This is a genomic window from Nocardia vaccinii NBRC 15922, from assembly GCF_001613305.1.
GTDB lineage: Bacteria > Actinomycetota > Actinomycetes > Mycobacteriales > Mycobacteriaceae > Nocardia > Nocardia vaccinii.
Genome location: NZ_BDCC01000030.1, coordinates 53,466 through 71,420 on the forward strand (window position 1 = coordinate 53,466; position 17,955 = coordinate 71,420).

At 68.0% G+C, this 17,955-nt stretch carries 16 protein-coding genes and 1 pseudogene; 13 read left to right on the plus strand and 4 right to left on the minus strand.

Features of this window, described 5'->3' with window-relative positions; all coding sequences use genetic code 11:
* Nucleotides 1–151: 151 nt before the first annotated feature.
* Together NV1_RS19800 and acnA are read right to left on the minus strand one after the other, a co-directional pair.
* On the minus strand, nucleotides 152–718 hold the full coding sequence (locus NV1_RS19800; protein ID WP_067893399.1) for a TetR/AcrR family transcriptional regulator: 567 nt from the start codon (nucleotides 716–718) through the stop codon (nucleotides 152–154).
* 217 nt (nucleotides 719–935) lie between these two features.
* Entirely contained in the window at nucleotides 936–3,734 is a 2,799-nt protein-coding gene (gene acnA / locus NV1_RS19805) for an aconitate hydratase AcnA (protein ID WP_067893401.1), read from the minus strand.
* Between the two features lie 315 nt (nucleotides 3,735–4,049).
* Here acnA and NV1_RS19810 point away from each other — a divergent pair, with 315 nt between their 5' ends.
* The 9 genes and pseudogenes from NV1_RS19810 to NV1_RS19850 all read left to right on the plus strand — a co-directional run bounded on the left by NV1_RS19810 (nucleotide 4,050) and on the right by NV1_RS19850 (nucleotide 14,148).
* Complete coding sequence (locus NV1_RS19810; RefSeq protein WP_245713807.1) at nucleotides 4,050–4,649, plus strand: Rv1476 family membrane protein; 600 nt, start codon at nucleotides 4,050–4,052, stop codon at nucleotides 4,647–4,649.
* Between the two features lie 470 nt (nucleotides 4,650–5,119).
* Entirely contained in the window at nucleotides 5,120–6,496 is a 1,377-nt protein-coding gene (locus NV1_RS19815; RefSeq protein WP_281181857.1) for an NlpC/P60 family protein, read from the plus strand.
* Between the two features lie 226 nt (nucleotides 6,497–6,722).
* Nucleotides 6,723–7,910, plus strand: coding sequence for an AAA family ATPase (locus NV1_RS19820; RefSeq protein ID WP_067893442.1), 1,188 nt, complete (start codon nucleotides 6,723–6,725; stop codon nucleotides 7,908–7,910).
* Nucleotides 7,911–7,939: 29 nt separating this feature from the next.
* Nucleotides 7,940–8,908 (plus strand): DUF58 domain-containing protein, encoded by a 969-nt coding sequence (locus NV1_RS19825; protein WP_067893406.1) that lies wholly within the window; start codon nucleotides 7,940–7,942, stop codon nucleotides 8,906–8,908.
* Nucleotides 8,905–9,906, plus strand: coding sequence for a VWA domain-containing protein (locus tag NV1_RS19830; RefSeq protein WP_067893407.1), 1,002 nt, complete (start codon nucleotides 8,905–8,907; stop codon nucleotides 9,904–9,906). Before NV1_RS19825 ends, NV1_RS19830 begins: the two co-directional genes overlap by 4 nt.
* 144 nt (nucleotides 9,907–10,050) lie before the next feature.
* Nucleotides 10,051–10,767: a 3-oxoacyl-ACP reductase FabG1 gene (fabG1, locus tag NV1_RS19835; protein WP_067893409.1), complete on the plus strand. Its 717-nt coding sequence runs from the start codon at nucleotides 10,051–10,053 to the stop codon at nucleotides 10,765–10,767.
* Nucleotides 10,768–10,832: 65 nt separating this feature from the next.
* A pseudogene (gene inhA / locus NV1_RS19840) lies at nucleotides 10,833–11,660 on the plus strand (NADH-dependent enoyl-ACP reductase InhA); the annotation flags it as partial.
* A 98-nt stretch (nucleotides 11,661–11,758) separates the two neighbouring features.
* Nucleotides 11,759–12,802, plus strand: coding sequence for a ferrochelatase (locus NV1_RS19845; protein WP_067893411.1), 1,044 nt, complete (start codon nucleotides 11,759–11,761; stop codon nucleotides 12,800–12,802).
* A gap of 590 nt (nucleotides 12,803–13,392) precedes the next feature.
* Nucleotides 13,393–14,148, plus strand: a complete 756-nt coding sequence (locus NV1_RS19850) for a sulfite exporter TauE/SafE family protein (RefSeq protein ID WP_218027140.1) — start codon at nucleotides 13,393–13,395, stop codon at nucleotides 14,146–14,148.
* Nucleotides 14,149–14,157: 9 nt separating this feature from the next.
* On the opposite strand, the gene NV1_RS19855 is transcribed toward NV1_RS19850, so the two are convergent.
* The gene (locus NV1_RS19855; protein ID WP_245713809.1) at nucleotides 14,158–14,949 is read right to left on the minus strand and encodes a serine protease; all 792 of its coding nucleotides are present in this window, start codon (nucleotides 14,947–14,949) and stop codon (nucleotides 14,158–14,160) included.
* Between the two features lie 76 nt (nucleotides 14,950–15,025).
* Between NV1_RS19855 and NV1_RS19860 the strand changes: the two genes are divergently transcribed.
* Entirely contained in the window at nucleotides 15,026–15,517 is a 492-nt protein-coding gene (locus tag NV1_RS19860; protein WP_067893413.1) for a pyridoxamine 5'-phosphate oxidase family protein, read from the plus strand.
* A gap of 15 nt (nucleotides 15,518–15,532) precedes the next feature.
* On the opposite strand, the gene NV1_RS19865 is transcribed toward NV1_RS19860, so the two are convergent.
* A complete protein-coding gene (locus NV1_RS19865) occupies nucleotides 15,533–16,342 on the minus strand; it encodes an Rv1486c family protein (RefSeq protein WP_067893415.1) in 810 nt (269 codons plus the stop codon).
* Nucleotides 16,343–16,553: 211 nt separating this feature from the next.
* Between NV1_RS19865 and NV1_RS43655 the strand changes: the two genes are divergently transcribed.
* The 3 genes from NV1_RS43655 to NV1_RS19880 all read left to right on the plus strand — a co-directional run.
* A complete protein-coding gene (locus NV1_RS43655; RefSeq protein ID WP_218027141.1) occupies nucleotides 16,554–16,814 on the plus strand; it encodes a hypothetical protein in 261 nt (86 codons plus the stop codon).
* Nucleotides 16,804–17,217 (plus strand): response regulator, encoded by a 414-nt coding sequence (locus NV1_RS19875; RefSeq protein WP_067893420.1) that lies wholly within the window; start codon nucleotides 16,804–16,806, stop codon nucleotides 17,215–17,217. Before NV1_RS43655 ends, NV1_RS19875 begins: the two co-directional genes overlap by 11 nt.
* 33 nt (nucleotides 17,218–17,250) lie before the next feature.
* On the plus strand, nucleotides 17,251–17,955 hold a 705-nt coding region (locus NV1_RS19880; protein ID WP_169813356.1), incomplete at its 3' end, for a HAMP domain-containing protein.

Below are 17,955 nucleotides of genomic sequence, written 5' to 3' on the forward strand. Positions count from 1 at the left end.
GCAGTGGTGTCGGACACGATTTGCCGAGAGCGTCCGGAAATTATTTCACCCGGCCACCCGTACCGATGGCAGTCCGCGCACACTGGCATTTGCCGCAATATCGCAACGCGTGCAATTTTGCATCGAGTGCCATCGCGGGGCGATTCTCGGCTCAGCCCTTGCGGCGCACCGAGGCTTCGACCAGATCGAGCACGGCCGTGAGGTTGTCGTTCGTGTGGCCGGAGGCGATGCGGGCGATGAGCCCGTCGAGCACCAGATCCAGATAGCCGAGCAGGACATCGGTCGGCACGTCGTCGCGCAGCGCGCCCGCGGCCTTGCGGCGTTCCAGGCGGGCCAGCGTGGCCGCGGTCAGCTCGGCCGAACGCTGGGTCCAACCCGCGGCGAATTCCGGATCGGTCCGCAGCCGCCGGGCTATCTCCAGTCGCGTGCCGAGCCAGTTGTACTGTGCCGGATCGGCCAGCATCTCCCGCATGACCTGCACCAGACCCTGGTTGGCGGCGATATCGGCCATCCGTTCGGTGTCCTCCTGGGCAAGCGCCAGGAATAACGCGTCCTTGTCACGGAAGTGGTGGAAGATCGCGCCGCGCGATAGCCCGATGGCTTCCTCCAGGCGACGTACGGTGGCGCCTTCGTAGCCGAATTCGGCGAAGCAGCGCCGCGCCCCGTCCAGGATCTGGCTGCGCCGGGCGGCGAGATGGTCCTCACTGACCTTTGGCATGGGCTCCTCCAGCGGAATACAGCGCGCTGCGCCGGGGTCGACCGGCGCAGAGTTCAACGGTACAAGGTCGGGGAGGGGGCGCCTGCGGATGAGATGTGCACCCGCCCAACCCCGTTGGAAGCGAGTCGTACGAGAAGGGATTCGCGACCGGCTCGTTGTCCGGCGGTCGAAACGCGAGTCTCGACCGCCGGACCTCGAGGCCGCCGGGCGGCAGGTCCTACGTGTTGATCATGTTGCGCAGGACGTACTGCAGGATGCCGCCGTTGCGGTAGTAGTCCGCCTCACCGGGGGTGTCGATGCGCACGACCGCGTCGAAGGTGATCTTGTCGCCGTTCTCCTTGGTGGCGGTCACCTTCAGGGTCTCGGGCGTCTTGCCCTCGTTCAGCTGGGTGATTCCCTCGATGTCGAAGGTCTCGGTGCCGTCCAGCTTCAGCGAGGCGGCCGACTCCCCGGCCGGGAACTGCAGCGGGATGACGCCCATGCCGATCAGGTTCGAGCGGTGGATGCGCTCGAACGACTCGGTGATGACCGCACGCACACCCAGCAGGCGGGTGCCCTTGGCGGCCCAGTCCCGCGAGGAGCCCGAACCGTACTCTTTTCCTCCGAGGACGACGAGCGGGATGCCCGCGGCCTGGTAGTTCTGCGCGGCGTCGTAGATGAACGCCTGCGGACCGCCGTCCTGGGTGAAGTCGCGGGTGTAACCGCCCGAGACGTCGTCCAGCAGCTGGTTGCGCAGCCGGATGTTGGCGAAGGTGCCGCGGATCATCACCTCGTGATTACCGCGCCGCGAACCCAGCGAGTTGTAGTCCTTGCGCTCGACGCCGTGCGCGTCCAGGTACTGCGCGGCCGGGGTGCCGGACTTGATCGGACCGGCCGGGGAGATGTGGTCGGTGGTGACCGAATCGCCCAGCAGTGCCAGCACGCGCGCGCCCTTGATGTCCTCGACCGGGGCGGGCTCGAGTTCCATGCCGTCGAAGTACGGCGCCTTGCGGACGTAGGTCGAGTTCTCGTCCCACGCGAAGGTGTCGCCTGCCGGGGTCGGCAGGTTCCGCCAGCGCTCGTCGCCCTTGAACACGTCGGCGTAGGACTTGCGGAACATGTCCTGGCTGATCGCAGACTTGATGGTGTCGTCGATCTCCTGCGAGGAGGGCCAGATGTCCTTCAGGAAGACGTCCTTGCCGTCCTTGTCCTTGCCCAGCGAGTCCTGCTCGAAGTCGAAGTCCATGGTGCCCGCGAGCGCGTACGCGATGACCAGCGGCGGGGAGGCCAGGTAGTTCATCTTCACATCGGGGGAGATGCGGCCCTCGAAGTTGCGGTTACCCGACAGCACCGCGGTGACGGTGAGGTCGTTGTCGTTGACCGCCTGGGAGATCTCCTCCGGCAGCGGGCCGGTGTTTCCGATACACGTGGTGCAGCCGTAACCGCCCAGGTAGAAGCCCAGCTTCTCCAGGTACGGCCACAGGCCGGCCTTCTCGTAGTAGTCCGAGACCACCTGCGAGCCGGGCGCCATGTTGGTCTTCACCCACGGCTTGCTGGTCAGGCCCTTCTCCACGGCGTTGCGTGCCAGCAGGGCCGCGCCGATCATGACCGACGGGTTGGAGGTATTGGTGCAGGAGGTGATGCCCGCGACCGCGACCGCGCCGTGGTCCAGGATGAAGTCGCCGCGCTCGGCGCTGCGCACCCGGATCGGCTTGGAGGGGCGGCCCGTGCTGCCGTTCGCGGCGGTCGCGACGGTCGCGTCGTCGTCGGCGAAGGACAGTTCGGCCGGATCGCTGGCCGGGAACGACTCGTCGAGCGCCTCGTCCAGCTTGGAGTGCGGGACGGCCTCGGGGTCGTTGGTGTAGTTGTGGATGTCCTTGCGGAACGCAACCTTGGACTCCGACAACAGGATTCGGTCCTGCGGACGCTTCGGGCCGGCGATGGACGGCACCACGGTGCTCAGGTCCAGCTCGAGGTACTCCGAGTAGGCGGGCTCGTGATCGGCGTTGTGCCACATGCCCTGCTCCTTGGCGTACGCCTCGACGAGCGCGAGCTCCTCGTCGGTGCGGCCGGTCAGGCGCAGGTAGTTGATGGTCTCCTCGTCGATCGGGAAAATCGCTGCGGTGGAGCCGAATTCGGGGCTCATATTGCCCAGGGTGGCGCGGTTGGCCAGTGGCACCTCGGCCACGCCCTTGCCGTAGAACTCGACGAACTTGCCGACCACGCCGTGCTTGCGCAGCATGTCGGTGACGGTGAGCACGACGTCGGTCGCGGTCACGCCCGGCTGGATCTCACCGGTCAGCTTGAAGCCCACCACGCGCGGAATCAGCATGGACACAGGCTGACCCAGCATCGCCGCCTCGGCCTCGATGCCGCCGACGCCCCAGCCCAGGACGCCCAGGCCGTTGACCATGGTGGTGTGCGAGTCGGTGCCGACGCAGGTGTCCGGGTAGGCCTGTCCGTTGCGGACCATGACCACGCGCGCGAGATACTCGATGTTGACCTGGTGCACGATGCCGGTGCCGGGCGGGACGACCTTGAAGTCGTCGAAAGCTCCCTGGCCCCAACGCAGGAACTGGTAGCGCTCGCCGTTGCGCTGGTACTCCAGGTCGACGTTGCGCTCGAAGGCGTCCGCGGTGCCGAACACGTCCAGGATGACCGAGTGGTCGATGACCATCTCGGCGGGGGAGAGCGGGTTCACCTTGTTCGGGTCGCCGCCGAGGGTGGTCACGGCCTCGCGCATGGTGGCCAGGTCGACCACGCAGGGCACCCCGGTGAAGTCCTGCATGATGACTCGCGCTGGGGTGAACTGGATCTCGGTGTTCGGCTGCGCGGAGGGATCCCAATCGGCAATGGCCCGAATGTGATCCGCGGTGATGTTGGCGCCGTCCTCGGTGCGGAGCAGGTTCTCGGCGAGGACTTTCAGTGCGTAAGGGAGTTTTTCGGTGCCGGGCACGGCGGAGAGGCGGAAGATCTCATACGACCGATCTCCGACCTCGAGGGTGCCCTTGGCGCCGAATGTATCGATGGTCGTCATACGTTCAGCTCCACTCTGGGTTGATAGGGGCCTTGTGCGGGGCCCTACATGGTTACGCAAGCTTCCTCCTCCGGGCCCTGACACAAAGGCCCCGGGTGAGGTGGCCGTCGGCGGGGCTGTGCCGGCGGCTCGGTCGAGGGCCGATAGCTGTGCGCCCTCATGCTGCCCAGGCTAACAGTACGCTTGTCCTGTGAAACGTGCGGGGCCCACCGCACGGCGTGCCCGCAAACATCATGCACCGGTCGCGTACTGTGCATCCATGCGTTTCGGCGCAGCCTCGCTTCTCGCGCCGTTGTGGCGCGGATCATGTGACATGTGTTGGAAGCCAGTCGCCCCGGTTGGCGACTCGACGAGACCGGATGGAAGATGACCGTCACCTTTGCCTCGGTTGGCACCCCCAGGGCCGCGGAGATCCCGCCCGAGGTCGATGTGCACACCATCCTCGCGTACCTGGCCGCGGACCACGTGTACGTGCCCAACGGGGACGACCCGAGTGATCTGGAATCCGTGGTCGCCGAGACCCGGGAAGACGGGATTCCGCTGAGCGTAGTGGTGGTTCCGGGGAATCCGTCACCGGATTCGAGCCTGCGCGACCTGGCCACTCAGGTCGGTAAGACCGAGCACGGCACCGTTCTGGTGCTCAGCGACGACTGGGCGGGTACCTACAGCGACACCTACAGCCGGTACCGCCTGGAGAAGGCCGAGGACATCGCCAAGAACCGGCACGGCGGCCACAGCGTCGAAGCGACGCGCGCGTTCGTGCAGAGCCTCGAGGCCGACGGAATGATCTCGTGGCCGGTGCTGACGTATGTGCTGCTGCTGGGTGTTCTGGTCGTGACCGGTGGGTTGTACCTGGTCAAGCGGCGCCGGGCCGAGGCCGCGCCGGACCGGATCGCCCGCGAGGCGGTCCGCTGAGCCGGTCGCGGTGAATCCGGGTCGCGTTCGGATCGAGGGTTCCGACCGGCCCGGTGGGTGGGGTATTCCGCCTCGAAAGTGCGCCTTGTAGGCGTAGCTCGACGTACCTGAGCTCCCGGTTTCCGGCAGAAAACAGGCGAACGGTCGGTTTTCTGCGGGGATTTCTGTCGCGCTTGCAGTTATTTTCAAGCAATCGGCAAATTACGCCAATGTGATTACGTCGTGTGTGTTCTCTCGGAGACGTATGTGTCGTACGGTTTCGAATGACACTCTTGGGGAAGAAGTGTCATAAGGGTATACAGCGACCATTGTTGAGCAGGGGTGTCGCTGATACTCATGGGGTGATGGCCTATGGCTATCACCCCATGTGAAGGTCCCGGTGACGCTTCGCTTCCCGGGAACGCGGTGTGGATCCAGGGAGGTGGGTGCGCGTGGCCGGGACGATACGAGGGGGGCCGTTCAGGATTGCTTTGGGATTGCTGGTATGCGCCGCCGTGTTGATCGTGGTGACGCCCGTGGCCGGAGCGGTGCCACCGCCTCCGCCGAACCCCAGCGACAACGACATCGCCGCGGCCGGCGCCCAGGTGACCAACGGGGTCAACCAGGTCGGCGCGCTGATCAACGATGTGGCCGCGGTCGGGCAGCAGATTCAGCAGCTGGACTCGGTCGTCGCGCAGAAGCGCGAGGCGGTGAACAAGGCGTTGGTGGACCTGCAGTCGGCCCGGGAGCGGGCCGATACGGCCGCGGCGGCGGTCGCGGGTACGCAGCGTGCGCTCGCGGACTCGGGTGCGGCGGTCGACCTGGCGCGCGCCGATTTCGACAGGTTCGCCGAACAGGCCTATATGAGCCCCGGCTCGGATTCGATGGTCAACTACCTGTCCGGCGGCAGTCCGGGCTGGTCCCTGGAGCGGGCGCAGCTACTGAGCGTGGCCTCGACTTCACAGGACGCCGCGCTGAACGGCATGCGGCGCGCGCAGATCGAGCGCGCCAACGCCGATTCGTCGGCGCGACAGGCCAAGCAGACGGCCGATGCCGCCGCCGCGACCGCGGAGACGAAGAAATCCGAGGCCCAGACCGCCGTCACCGCCGCCGAATCAGCGGTGAACGAGCAGACCGCCCAGCGCGACGCGCTGATCACACAGCGTGATGTGGCCCAGCAGCGCTTGGACGCGGCGCGGCAGCAGGTCACGGGACTGCAGGGCGAGCGCGCGGCATACGAGGAATGGGACCGGCAGCGCCGGGCCGAGGAACTCGCGGCCGCCGCGGCGGCCGCGACCGCGGCGGTGCGCGCCGCAGCCGATGCCGCGGCGCGCGAGCGTGCGGAAGAACTCGGCGACGGCAAACGTCCGCACACGCAACTCGACGACGATCCGCCACCGCACAAGTCCATGCCCGATAAGCCGGTGCGCCCGGACGGGACGCCCGCGGAGCTGATCGAGATGGTGATCGACCGCGCGATGTCGCAACTCGGGGTCACCTATGCCTGGGGCGGCGGTGACGAGGACGGGCCCACCAAAGGCATCCACGACGGGGGCGTCGCGGATAAATACGGTGACTACAAGAAGATCGGTTTCGACTGCTCGGGCCTGATGGTCTACGCGTTCGCCGGCGTCGGGATCTCGCTGCCGCACTACAGCGGCTATCAGTACCAGATGGGCACGAAAGTGCCTGTGGCCCAACGCGAGCGTGGTGACATGCTGTTCTGGGGACGGAACGGCAGTGAGCACGTGGCGCTGTATCTGGGCAACGGCAAGATGATCGAGGCGCCCGAATCCGGTGAGGTGGTGCGGGTTACGGCCGTGCGTACGAGCGGGATCATGCCCAAAGCGGTGCGCCTGATCAGCTGACCACGCCCCGGCACGAGCGCGCGGTCGGACGGGCCGGCGTCCTGGGCTTTCGGTGGCCGGTGCGGTGGACGGCGCGTACGGTGTCCGGCAAGGGCGGGGAGGCCGGGAATCGCGCGGTCACACCCGCCGGCGGGCCCGGTGCCAACACGCAGCCCGGTTGCGGCACCATGGGCCGGAACCTGGAATAGTTGTGGCAGCACGCACAAAGACCAACGTGAAAGCGGGGATTTTGGTGACTTCGACTGATGGTGCAGGCGCAGTGGATTCGGTGAAGGATACGCCCGAGCCGGCGCCGAACACCCTCGAGCGCGATGTCCAGACCCTGGAAAAGGCGATCTACGAGGTGAAGCGGGTCATCGTCGGGCAGGACCGGCTGGTGGAGCGGCTGCTCGTCGGCGTGCTGGCTCGCGGTCACGTGCTGCTCGAGGGCGTTCCCGGCATCGCCAAGACGCTGGCGGTGGAGACGTTCGCCAGGGTCGTCGGCGGCAGCTTCTCGCGCGTGCAGTTCACCCCCGACCTGGTGCCCACCGATCTGGTCGGTACCCGTATCTATCGGCAGGGCCGGGAGGAGTTCGACACCGAACTCGGTCCCGTCGTCGCGAATTTCGTGCTCGCGGACGAGATCAACCGCGCTCCGGCCAAGGTGCAGTCCGCACTGCTCGAGGTGATGGCCGAGCGGCACGTTTCGATCGGCGGCAAGACCTATCCGATGCCCGATCCGTTCCTGGTCATGGCTACCCAGAACCCGATCGAGAGCGAGGGCGTGTACCCGCTGCCCGAGGCGCAGCGCGACCGGTTCCTGTTCAAGGTACTGGTCGACTACCCCTCGGTGGAGGAGGAGCGGGAGATCATCTACCGGATGGGGGTCACCCCGCCCGAGCCCAAGAACGTCCTGCAGCCGCAGGAGCTGATCCGGCTGCAGCAGCTGGCCGCCACCACCTTCGTGCACCACGCGCTGGTCGACTACGTCGTGCGGGTGATCGCCGCGACCCGTAAACCGGCCGAATTCGGGCTCGACGACGTCGCGGGCTGGGTCGCCTACGGCGCCTCGCCGCGTGCCAGCCTGGGCATCATCGCCGCGGCGCGCGCGGTCGCGCTGATCCGCGGCCGCGACTACGTCGTGCCGCAGGATGTGGTCGAGGTGATCCCGGACGTGCTGCGGCACCGCCTGGTGCTGTCCTACGACGCGCTCGCCGACGAGGTCAGCCCCGACGACGTGATCCGTCGCGTCCTGCAGACCGTCGGCCTGCCGCAGGTCGCGGCCCAGGCCAACGCGCCCGCCCTGGTCCCGGCGGGAACCCCCGCCGCCCCGATGCCGTCCTCGGGCCCGCACGGTGCCGCGCCCGCGCCGCAGCAGGCGGTTCCGCAGCCGCCCGCGCCGCCGGTGCCGAACGGCCAGCCGCACCGTCAGTGAGGCGCGAGGTGCAGGATTCGGTTGCGCCAGTGACGATTTCGTCGAATACTCCCTCGCACGCCCCGCCCTCCTTCCGGGGCGGGGATCTGTCCGACCCGCGGCTGTCGGCGGCGTTGAAAACACTCGAGCTGACCGTGCGGCGTCGCCTGGACGGCGTGCTGCACGGTGATCATCTCGGCCTGATTCCGGGGCCCGGCTCGGAGCCGGGCGATGCCCGCCTGTACCAGCCGGGTGACGATGTGCGCCAGATGGATTGGTCGGTGACCGCGCGCACCACCCATCCGCACGTACGGCAGATGATCGCGGACCGCGAACTCGAGACGTGGCTGGTGATCGACCTGTCCGCGAGCCTGGATTTCGGTACCGCGGGCTGCCAGAAGCGTGATCTGGTGGTGGCCGCAGCCGCCGCGATCACCCATCTGACCAGCGGCGGCGGCAATCGGATCGGTGCGATCGTGGCCACCGGCGATCGCCTGGTGCGACTGCCCGCCCGCAGCGGGCGCATGCACGCGCAGGCGATGTTGCGTCGTATCGCCACCACCCCGCGCGCCGCGGACGGCGTGCGCGGAGATCTGCGCGGTGCGATCGAATCGCTCCGCCGCCCGCAGCGCAAACGTGGTCTGGCCGTGGTGATTTCGGACTTCCTCGGCGATCTGGACTGGCAGCGGTCGCTGCGCGCGGTTTCGGGCCGGCACGATCTGCTCGCGGTGGAGGTGCTCGATCCGCTGGATCTGGATCTGCCCGACGTCGGTGACGTCGTACTGCATGATCCGGAGACCGGCCACACCCGCGAGTTCACCGTGACCCCGACGCTGCGAGCCGATTTCACGCGAGCCGCACAGCTGCACCGTCGGCAAGTGGAGTCGGAACTGCGCGGATGCGGCGCGCCGGTGATGCAATTGCGCACCGATCGCGACTGGATCGCGGACGTCGTCCGGTTCGTGTCCACCCGGCGCCACACCTTCGGCGCCCCGACCGGGCAGGTGCCCCTTCAGTGAGTATTTCGCACTTCACCGCGGCGATCTGGCTGCTGTTCCTGATCGTCGTCGCGCTCGTCGCGCTGCTGTACGTGCTCGTCCAACGTCGTCGCAAGCGGCATATGCTGCGTTTCGCGAATATGGAGTTGCTGGAGGGCGTGAGCCCGAAGGGGCCCAGTGCGTGGCGGCACGCTCCCGTGGTGCTGATGCTCGTCGGGCTCGTCCTGTTGACGGTCGCGGCGGCCGGGCCGACCATGGCGAAGAAGGTCCCGCGCAACCGCGCCACGGTGATGCTGGCCATCGACGTCTCGCTGTCGATGGAGGCCACCGACGTCAAGCCGAGCCGCATCCAGGCGGCGAAGGAGGCCGCGGGCCGGTTCATCGACTCGATGCCGCACGGGATCAATCTCGGGCTGGTCAGTTTCGCCGGCACCGCCTCGCTGCTGGTCAACCCGACCACTAATCACGACACGGTCAAGGCGGCGGTGAACAACCTGCAGCTCGCCGAGCGCACCGCGACCGGTGAGGGCATCTTCACCAGCCTCAGCGGGATCGACACCCTGGCCACCGTGCTCGGCGGCGCCTCCTCGCCGCCGCCCGCGCGCATCGTGCTGATGTCCGATGGCAAGCAGACGGTGCCGGACGCCGACGACGTCGACAATCCCCGGCACGAGTTCGTGGCCGCGCGACTGGCCAAGCAGAAGGGGGTGCCGATCTCGACGATCTCGTTCGGCACCCAATGGGGCGTGGTCGACATCCCGGACGGCTCCGGCGGCTCGAAGGGACAGCCGGTACCCGTCGACGACGACGCTCTGCACAAGGTCGCCGACCTGTCCGGCGGACAGTTCTTCACCGCGACCTCGCTGCAGGAGCTCAACAACGCGTACGACAAGTTGCAGAGCCAGATCGGGTACGAAACGGTCGTGGGTGACGCCAGTCGGCCGTGGCTGCTGCTGGGCCTGCTGATCAGTGCGGCCGGTGTCGTGACGGGTCTGGTGTACCGTCAGCGCCTGCCCTGATCGAACGAAAACCGTTGTGGCGGACGCCGTCTCATTGCATCGGGCGATGCGGGCGGCGTCCGTCGCCGTATCGGTGGCACGCCGGCCGAGGGCTACTGCCCCCCGCGGTAGGCATTTCCGTACCGACGCGTTAAGTTTGGCTCTATGCCTACAACTTCCAGGTCGGTACTCGTCACCGGTGGCAATCGCGGCATCGGACTCGCGGTCGCGCAGCGCCTGGCCGCCGACGGACACAAGGTCGCGGTCACCCATCGTGGTTCGGGCGTGCCGGACGGGCTGTTCGGCGTGAAATGCGATGTGACGGACGCGGAATCGATCGATCGCGCATTCGGCGAAGTCGAGGCGCATCAGGGTGCGGTGGAGGTGCTGGTCGCCAACGCGGGCATCGTGGACAACACGCTGCTGATGCGGATGAGCGAGGAGCAGTTCGCCCGCGTCATCGACGCGAACCTCACCGGCGCGTGGCGGGTGGCCAAGCGGGCCAACCGTGCGATGCTGCGGGCGCGCTGGGGCCGGATCGTGTTCCTCGGCTCGGTGGTGGGCCAGATGGGCATGGCCGGGCAGGTGAACTACGCCGCCGCGAAGTCCGGCCTGGTCGGTATGGCCCGCGCGATCACCCGCGAGATCGGCTCGCGCAACATCACCGCCAACGTCGTCGCGCCCGGTTTCATCGACACCGATATGACCCGTGAGGACATGACCGACGACATGAAGGAAATCGCCCTCAAGGCGATCCCGGCCGGACGCATCGGCGACCCCGAGGAGGTCGCCGCCGCGATCAGCTTCCTGGCGTCCGACGACGCCTCCTACATCTCCGGCGCGATCATCCCGGTCGACGGCGGCCTGGGCATGGGCCACTGAGCTCGCCCGAACCCGCTTCACCGTCATACCCCACGCAGACTTTCAACGAGGAGAACCGACAACTCATGGGCGGATTGCTCAACGGCAAGACCGTACTGATCACCGGGATCATCACCGATTCGTCGATCGCGTTCCACGCGGCGGCGGTCGCGCAGGAGCAAGGTGCGAAGGTGGTCATCACGGGCATTCCGGAGCGGCTGCGGCTGATCGACCGGATCGCCAAGCGGTTGCCGCAGGAGGTTCCCCCGGCCATCGGGCTGGATGTGACCAGCGAGGAGGATCTCGCGAGCCTGGCCGACCGGGTCCGTGAGCACGCACCCGAGGGCGTGGACGGAGTGCTGCACTCGATCGCCTTCGCCCCGCGCACCCTGATGGGGCCGGAGGCGCTGCCGTTCCTGGACGGCCCGGGCTCCGATGCCGCCAAGGCGTTCGAGATCTCCGCCTGGAGCTATGCCTCGCTGGCGCGCGCCGTGCTGCCCGCGATGAACGAGGGCGGTTCGATCGTGGGCATGGACTTCGATCCGCGCACCGCCATGCCCTACTACAACTGGATGGGCGTGGCCAAGGCCGCCCTGGAGTCGGTGAACCGGTATGTCGCGCGTGAGGTGGGCACGGCCAAGCGGGTCCGCTCGAACCTGATCGCCGCGGGTCCGATCAAGACCCTCGCGGCCAAGGCCATCGCCGGTACCGCGACCGACGACGCCAAGCAGCTCAACATGCTCAACACCTATTGGGACGGCGCGTCGCCGATCGGCTGGAATGTGGACGATCCGACCGTGGTGGCCCGCTCGATCGTGACCCTGCTGTCGGACTGGCTGCCCGGAACCACCGGATCGATCATCTACGTCGACGGCGGCGCGAGCCACAACACCTGGTTCCCCGAGAACTTCTCCGGGAACGGCGGGCCCGCGTCAGGCCCGGAGGCGGCAGCGGAGCGTAACCACGCAGGGCACGCGGGCCTGCCCGATCAACATTGAGTTCCGACGCCGGCATGGGATTCGACGCGGTTCTGCTGCTGTCCTTCGGCGGCCCCGAACGTCCCGAGGACGTGATGCCGTTCCTGGAGAACGTCACTCGGGGCCGGGACGTGCCGCGCGAACGGCTCGAGGAGGTCGCGCGGCACTATCTGCATTTCGGTGGCATCTCGCCGATCAACGCCCTCAACCGGGACATCATCGCGGCGGTCGAGGCCGAATTCGCCACGCGCGGTATCGATCTGCCGGTGTACTTCGGCAATCGGAACTGGCATCCGATGGCCGAGGACACGGTCGAGCGGATGCGGGCGGACGGTGTGCGGAGGGCGCTGGTGTTCCCGACCTCGGCTTGGGGCGGCTACTCGGGATGCCGCCAATACGACGAGGACATTCTCCGGGCGCGCGAGGCGGTCACGGACGCACCGGAACTGGTGAAGTTGCGCCAGTACTTCGATCATCCGCTGCTGATCGAATCCTTCTCGGACGCGATTCACGCCGCGCTGCGGGAGATTCCGGCCGAGCGGCGCGAGGGCGTCCGGCTGGTCTTCACCGCACATTCGATTCCCGTGTCCGCGGACCTCTCGGCCGGACCTCCGGCCGAAGGCGGGAAACTCTACAGTCGCCAAGTCGCCGAGGCGGCCCGATTGTGCGCGGCGGCAACGGGATTCGCCGAGTACGATGTGGTGTGGCAGTCCCGTTCCGGCCCGCCGCGGGTGCCGTGGCTCGAACCCGACATCGTCGATCACCTGGGCGCACTTTCGGCCACCGGCGTCGACGCGGTCGTCATCTGCCCGGTCGGTTTCGTCTCGGACCACCTGGAGGTGATCTGGGACCTGGACAACGAGGCACGCGAGAAGGCCGGTGAACTCGATATGGCCTTCGCCCGCGCGGCGACTCCGGGAACCGATCCACGCTTCGCCCGGCTCGTCGCCGAACTCGTCGAGGAACACCTCACCGACGTGGCCCCACGTCGTCTGGGCGCGGTTCCGGGCTACGGTTGCACCGTGAACGGTGCCCCGTGCGCCGTCGGCTGCTGCGAGCAGCCGCGCCGTACGCGATAGCGCCCCGGTCGGGTGGTCGGCCCGGCCGTGCGCGGACTCGACCGTGGTCACCCGACGGGAAGTCGAGCCGCACCGCCGCCGCGGACGGGATTCGGTTCTCACCTCCCGGGACGCTGAGCGGGCTTGGTGCCCGCCGCGTGCCGGGTTATCCCGGACCGAGGTCGATTCGGTGACGTCGTTACTTCGCCGGCGCTACCGCGCCGAATCGCGAACCTGACGTTGTTTGTTGACCTTGTCGCACATCCGAACCTCGCGCATGCCGGCATCGCCGGCATGAACCTTCTCGACGATGCGGTCGAACCTTGGTGAACTGTGTTGTGCCGCTGTCGAACTCTGACGTTGCGCAAAGCGTATGTCGGGTCAGCTGTCTCGGACCCGAGTAGGTCACTACTCGAATCCCGTTGTGCCACCGGCTCGAATTGATGCTCGTGGTACTCGCGGGTGCGGGTCTGGCGGCAAGAATGCCGATATCTCCGATGCGCCGATATTCATGGGATGTTTGAATGAAGCGTCGTTCCGGCGATTCGGGCCGCCGGGGTGATCGGTGACTGCTGGCGGAGTCCGATGTGGAAGCGGGATGGTGTGCGGTGGTGGACCCATGGCAGGGGCTCGAGTTGTTGGGTACCGGCTTCGCCGCGGGACTGGTCAGCGTACTGGTGAGTCTGGCCTCGCTCGTCTCGTTCCCGGCACTGCTGGCCATGGGCCTGCCGCCGGTCGCGGCGAATGTCACCAATACGGTGGCGTTGGTATTCACCGGCCTGGGCGCGACCGCGGGGTCGCGCTCGGAGCTCGCGGGCCGGGGCCGGGTGACACTGCGGCTGGGCCTGCTGACCGCGGCGGGCGGCACGGTGGGCGCGATTACGCTGCTGCTCGCCCCCGCGTCCTCCTTTCAGGTCGTGGTGCCCTTCCTGATCGGCGGTGCGTCGATATTCCTGCTCGCCCAACCCCGGCTGGCCCGCCTGCGGGAGGTCTACGACGGGGCGGATCGACGGTGGCGCGAACGCGGATTGCGGATCCTGTTGTTCGGCGCGGCGGTCTACGCCGGATACTTCGGCGCCGCGGGCGGCATCCTCATCATGGCGATCCTCACCGCCATGTTCCCGGGATGGACGCAACAAGAGGTCAATGCGGTGAAGAACACCGTCAGCATGTGCGCGAACGGTACCGCGGCAGTGGGTTTCGCACTTTTCGGGCCGGTGCACTGGGCCGCGGTGGTGCCGCTCGGCCTGGGATTCCTGATCGGCGGCTGGGTGGGTCCGGCCTTCGCGCGGCGGCTGCCCGGCACCGCGCTGCGGGTGATCGCGGCGACCTGCGGTATCGCCATGGCCGTGAAATTCGCGCTCTAGCAGCAGGACTCACAGGTCCGTCGCCGGGACCCGGGCATAGACGCCCGGGAAGCCGGGTTGTGCCGCACCCTTGCCCCAGGAGGTGATTCCGGCGACCGCGCCGTGGATGAGAAGTGGTCCGCCGCTGTCGAATTCGCCGGTGTCGGCGGTGGTCGATCCGGCGCAGAAGGCCTCTTTCGGATCGAATTCGGGACCGTAGGCGGCGGCGCAGGAGGCATCGGAGGCCAGCGGCACGGTGGCCGCGCGCAGACGCGTGTTCGAGTAGTCGGTATCGGAGGTCGCGCCCCAGTCGACGACCGTGCCGGTGCGCCCGTGTGGTGCGGCGACACGGACGGTCGGGAGCGTGAGCGGGGTGTCCAGGGTCAGGACGGCGACGTCGTGGTGGAAGCTCAGACCATTGTCGAAGGTCGAGATCCGAAACCGGGGATCCGCCCGGATCGCCTTGACCCGCACGGTGATTCCGCCCGGACCGGCCAGGTCGGCGCGGCCGAAGGTCACCGTCAGAGCTGCGGGCACGGGCTTCGCGAAGATCACGCAGTGCGCTGCGGTCAGGACCTTGTCCGGGGCGATGAGTGCGCCGCCGCAGAATTGACCGCCGGGCCGCAGCGGGAACGCGGGCGAGCCGATCGCGCCGAGCCAGGGGTAGTCGGCGGCGGACACCTGCGCGCCGCCGACGACGGCGGCGGCGGGCGTCACGCCGACGGTGGTACCGGCTGCCACGATCGCCAGGACCATGGCGGCGGTGCGGAGGGAGTGCATGAACGCGACCTCGATATCTGCCGGAAATGTAACCGCGCTCATTCAATCAGAGCGGTGCGACGGCCGGGCCGCCCCGGACGCGGCGGATATGTCGGTGGGCGAGGCTAGCGTTGGCGGCATGAGCATCTGGAGCGAGTTCACCGAGACGTCTCCGCGGATCTCGGAGGTGTTCCGGCGCCGTCACGCCGCGACCGGGAATCTGTGCCTGCTGGCTACGACCCGTTCGGACGGCTATCCGCGAATCAGCCCGCTCGAACCGCGAATCTTCGAGGGGGAACTGTGGCTGGTGGGTATGCCCGGCACCACGAAATTCCGGGATCTGCGACGCGACCCGCGGTTCTGTCTGCACACGGCCACCGTCGACCCGCAGGTCGGCGACGGCGATGCGAAACTCTTCGGCACGGTGCGCGAGGTGCCCGATGCCGACTTGCAGCGCCGCTGGGCCGAATCGTTGTACGAGGACACGGGATTCGATCTGCGCGGGGAGCGGCTCGAGCCGTTCTTCGCCGCCGATATCACCGGCGCCTCGGCCGTCCTGGTCGGTGACGGGCATGTGGACGTGGTGATTTGGAAACCCGGCGAGCCCGAGCGGATCGTGACCAAACACTGACGCCCGGCGCCGAGTTCAGACGGTCGCGTGTATCGCGGCCAGGCGGGCGGCGCGGATGGCGTTCCAGAGCGGGCGCAACAGGGTCTCCTGCGCGGCCATCGCACTGGCCGAACTGGGCGCCGAGGCCGGTTCGTGCTGCGCTACGGTCAGGATGGCCGCCACGTGGTCGGCCGTGTCCAGGATGCGTCGCGCGCGCAGCGGGATCGACTCGGGATATTCGTGGCGGGCGTACTCGGCCAGTTCGTCCTCGATGAGTTCGCGCGGGTCGGGGCCGCCGGAGTTCACCGCGGTGGTCTGGAGGTGCGCGAGTGCGTCCGCGGCATCGCGAACGGCCTGGCGGATCGCGTACTCGGCCTCACCCAGTGCCATGTCCTGCTCCGCGACCTGCGGAACCGGCGTGCGGTAGACGGTCCACTGCAGGGTCTGCTCGTCCACCCACTCCGGCACCAAGCCCATCCCGTCGCCGCCGGGTACGCCGACCAGGATGCCCTCCTGCGCCTCGAGGGCCGCGGCGGCGAATTCGCTACCGGTCGGCAGCCCGCGCACATCACCGGGGACCGGCAGCATCAGCCGCAGCCGCGCCCGCGGATCATCGGACTCCTCGCGAATCAGCTTGAGCAGCAGCATAATTCCGGCTCCACCCCGGCCCAGCGATTCGCCGCCGGGCCACGGCAGCCCGGTGTGTCCGCCGGTGACCGGATCTCCGGCGGCGACCAGTTGGCGGGGCGCCCACGCGTGCAGCGAGTCCAGCACGTCGTCGGGCGCGCCGCGACCGGCCAGCCACGCGCCGGCCCACGCGGTGAGCGTGGCACTGGGAGAACACATGTTTCGAGCATAACTGCGCCGTTGCTTGTGGGCCGCCCATGTGTGCCGGTCCGTCCCGCTGCTGTGCGTGGCATCGGGGCTGACCGGGGAGGCCATGAATCGCAACGGCCGGGCCTGCGACACCGGCCGTGACCACGACGCCTGTGCCCGGCGAATCGGCCGGTGTCGCACGCACTCTCGTGCCCGGCCGCCGGTGATGGAACCGAATGACGTGCCGCCTTCCGCCATGTCCGGCGAGGTCCTGGAGCAGGCGATGCCGTGTCCCGGTGCGATCGAGATGTCCCGTATCCACCGTTTCGGTGCGGTGACCGATCGCGTGATCGAACGGCTGCGAGTGATGGGCTGTGTCGAGGGTGGCAGCTGCCCGGCTGGTGTCCGGCGGATCGAGCGCCGCCCGGGGAGGGGAACCCATTACCTGGTCGAGGCGCGATACCAGCGCGGTGTCGGCATAGACTGCGGGTATGTCGGCTGACATACCGGGCGGTCCCACGAGGCTGCTGCTGGCGGAGGACCACCCGATGGTGGTGATGGCGCTCGAATCGGCGTTCGAACTGGTCGAGGATATCGACCTGGTCGAGACGACCGGTTCCGTCGCGGCTGCGGTCGCCGCCGCCGCCCGGATCCGGCCCGATGTTATCCTGCTGGACCGGCGGCTGCCCGACGGTAACGGTATCGACGCTATCGGGCGATTGCGGGAGGTGTCCCCGGCGGCCAGGGTGCTGGTCTTCACCGGAGATGCGGATCGGACCACGCGTGACCGGGTGATCGCGGCCGGTGGCGCGGGTCTGGTGCTCAAGACCGGCCTGTTCGACGACCTGCTCGAGATTGTGCGGCGGGTCGCCGCGGGCGAGAACTGTTTCGACGTGGATCTGTAGATTCCGTAGGCCCCAGGGGAAGCGGGGACAGCGATGACCATCGACACCGACACCGCCGCAGCGGATCGTGTGAACAGCAACGACGAGCGCCTCCAGCCGCTCCTGGACGGGCTCAAGGCGGTGCGCGACGGGGACTTCCGGCGGTATCTGCCCAAGGTCGGCGATCCGGTCCTGGACGAGATCTCGCTCGTCTTCAACGGCATGGTGGATCAGCTGGCCCTGTTCACCACCGAGGTCACCCGGGTCGCGCGTGAGGTCGGAACGGAGGGCAAACTCGGTGGTCAGGCGTCGGTTCCCGGCGTGTCGGGCAGCTGGAAGGACCTGACCGATTCGGTCAACGCGATGGCCGACAACCTCACTTCACAGGTGCGCGATATCGCGGGTGTGGCCACCGCCGTGGCCAAGGGCGACCTCTCCCAGAAGATCACCGTGGACGTCAAGGGTGAGCTGCTGGAATTGAAGAACACCATCAATACGATGGTCGATCAGCTCTCCTCGTTCGCCGACGAGGTGACGCGTATGGCACGCGAGGTCGGCAGCGAGGGCCGCCTCGGCGGGCAAGCCAAGGTGCCCGAGGTCTCGGGCACCTGGCGTGACCTGACCGAATCGGTGAACATCATGGCCGGGAACCTCACCGCGCAGGTGCGCTCGATCGCCGAGGTCACCACCGCCGTCGCGAAAGGTGATCTGTCCCAGAAGATCACGGTCGACGCGCGCGGTGAGATTCTCGAGCTCAAG

Coding starts and splice junctions, on each gene's coding strand:
- acnA (WP_067893401.1), bottom strand. CDS start 3,734: ATGACGACCATCGATACATTCGGCGCCAAGGGCACCCTCGAGGTCGGA.
- NV1_RS19845 (WP_067893411.1), top strand. CDS start 11,759: ATGGGATTCGACGCGGTTCTGCTGCTGTCCTTCGGCGGCCCCGAACGT.
- fabG1 (WP_067893409.1), top strand. CDS start 10,051: ATGCCTACAACTTCCAGGTCGGTACTCGTCACCGGTGGCAATCGCGGC.
- NV1_RS19860 (WP_067893413.1), top strand. CDS start 15,026: ATGAGCATCTGGAGCGAGTTCACCGAGACGTCTCCGCGGATCTCGGAG.
- NV1_RS19855 (WP_245713809.1), bottom strand. CDS start 14,949: ATGAGCGCGGTTACATTTCCGGCAGATATCGAGGTCGCGTTCATGCAC.
- NV1_RS19865 (WP_067893415.1), bottom strand. CDS start 16,342: ATGTGTTCTCCCAGTGCCACGCTCACCGCGTGGGCCGGCGCGTGGCTG.
- NV1_RS19800 (WP_067893399.1), bottom strand. CDS start 718: ATGCCAAAGGTCAGTGAGGACCATCTCGCCGCCCGGCGCAGCCAGATC.
- NV1_RS19875 (WP_067893420.1), top strand. CDS start 16,804: ATGTCGGCTGACATACCGGGCGGTCCCACGAGGCTGCTGCTGGCGGAG.